This is a genomic window from Peribacillus sp. NPDC056705 (genome assembly GCF_043656335.1).
On the sequence record NZ_JBHTYI010000139.1, the window covers coordinates 1 to 1774 of the forward strand.

The following is a 1774-nucleotide window of genomic DNA, read 5'->3' on the forward strand; positions in this document are numbered from 1 at the left end:
CCTTGATCCGCATCCCGGCAAAACCGTATACGATGGACATCCAGGTGCCGCCCATGTTCGCCATGTGCAGGCCGTCCTTGGTGTTCCCGTGCGTGTTGTCGAGATCCAAGCGTGCGGTCTCGATGAAATATTCGTAAGCTTTGTCCGTGTTTCCGATCTTCGATGCCATGATGCTGAAGATACAGGAAGACAGGGAAGAGTCGTGTGTTGTGATGCCTTCATAGTAGTCATACGAACGCTGAATGGTTTCGAAACTCTGCTCATCCTCCAGCAGGAAATGTGCCAGTACCGTATCCGCTTGCTTGCACACCTGGTAGCGGTAGATGGTAAGCGGATGGTAATGCAGCAACAGCGGATATTTGTCCTCCGGCGTATTGTCGAAATCCCATACGGCTTTGCGCAAGAAGGTGTCGTCCTGCGGGTTGATGCCGAGCGCTTCATCATATGGCAGCAGCATCGCATCCGCCGCTTTCGCCCAAGCGGCAACCTCCTCTTCCGATACGCCCAGACGCTTGCAGAGTGCTTCGTAACCGGCAGCATCATAAGATTTCAGGATGGTGCAGCTCTTGGCAGCCCACTTCAAGTTATGCTTGGCCATCGCGTTCGTGTAATAGTTATTGTTCACGCAGCAGGTATATTCATCTGGCCCGGTTACTTCGTCGATATGGAAGGCACCGTTATAATAATGGCCGATGTCCGCCCATAAACGGGCTGTCTCAATCAATACTTCCGCACCGTAAGACAGGAGGAAATCCCGATCCTGCTCAGCAAGATAATATTGAATATAGCTGTAGGCAATGTCCGCACTGATGTGGTATTGTGCCGTTCCGGACGGGAAGAAGGAGGAACACTCCGTACCCGAAATCGTACGCCATGGATATAGCGCTCCTTGCCGATGTCCCATCTCGCGCGCCCGCTCTCGGGCCTGTTCCAGCGCAGCATAACGATACAACAACAGCTGGCGAGCCAGCTTCGGATCGGTCATCAGGAATACCGGGAACATGTAAATCTCCGTGTCCCAGAAATAATGGCCTTCATAACCTTCTCCGCTAAGTCCCTTGGCGGAAATATTGCTGTGCTCATCGCGGCCAGCCGACTGCAACAGTTGGAACAGATTGAACCGAATGCCTTCTTGAAGCTGATCATCGTTCTGAATGGTCACGTCGGCGGATTTCCAGTAGTTGCTCATATACCGGGCCTGCTCTTCGAGCAAATCCTCGAATGTCCATCCGCTCAGTTCCTCTTGCAGTTTCAAGCCGTGCTCTACCAGATCGGCTCCGTGCCGCAAACTGTCGGTATACACGCTTAGCTTCGTAATCGAGATCGACTGCGCTAATGATACCGTTGCAGCATACGTTACTTCTGTTTCGCCCGGCTCGATCTTGGCTGCAGTATCATCCTCGCTTCCGTTGAAGCGATGACGGGTCACGCAACCGGCCCGCAATTTGGAAGCCGTCGTCTCGTCCACGACGTAACCGTCGCTACCCCGCACGCCGATATCAACTACCGACATTCGCTCGGCATGTCCCGCTGCAACCCGGGGATCATTGGCATTCGTATAGTTCTTCACTTTACCGTTAAGAGTTGAGACGATTCGAACATCGCCATGATAGTTCACGGGTTCGATGCGTACGTCGATGGCAAACAATTCGCGGTGGATGAAGGACACCAAGCGACGGAACGTCAGGCGAACCTCTTTGCCCTCGGGCGACTTCCAGTGCACGATCCGCTCCGAATACCCCTTGTCCATGTGCAGGTGGCGTTCGTGGGAGAC

Annotated in this window: 1 protein-coding gene; it reads right to left on the minus strand. The window is 53.6% G+C overall.

The window, feature by feature from the left end; all coding sequences use genetic code 11:
* A partial coding sequence (locus tag ACFRAK_RS28270) for a glycoside hydrolase family 65 protein (protein ID WP_394573079.1) occupies positions 1-1774 on the minus strand: 1774 nt, incomplete at both ends.